The 343-nt window shown below is 67.1% G+C and carries 1 pseudogene; it reads left to right on the plus strand.

The window, feature by feature from the left end:
* Window positions 1-80: 80 nt before the first annotated feature.
* Window positions 81-343: pseudogene (locus EN808_RS35450) on the plus strand (4-diphosphocytidyl-2C-methyl-D-erythritol kinase); the annotation flags it as partial.

A 343-nucleotide genomic window follows, 5' to 3' on the forward strand; every position in this document is an offset into this window, starting at 1 on the left:
GCCGAGATTGCCGTCGCCGTCCTTGCGCAGACCATCCACGCGTTTCGCTCTCGCGGCCTCGAAAGCAAAGGCGCGGTGGCGTGAAATTCGGTCCGGTTCCGATCGACGAAGCTGAAGGCGCGGTTCTGGCGCATGCGACCGCTGCCGGCGAACGCCGGTTCCGCAAGGCGCATCGGCTGAGCGGCGACGATGTCGCGGTGCTGAAGGCGGCCGGTGTGAGAGAGGTCGTAGCGGCGGTTCTGTCCTCCGACGATCTCGGCGAGGATGCGGCGGCCGAGAAGATCGCTGCCGGAATGAGCCACCGCAACATCGAGGTGAAGCCCGCTGCGACCGGACGGGTCAA

Source organism: Mesorhizobium sp. M8A.F.Ca.ET.165.01.1.1, assembly GCF_004792065.1.
Classification (GTDB): Bacteria; Pseudomonadota; Alphaproteobacteria; order Rhizobiales; family Rhizobiaceae; genus Mesorhizobium.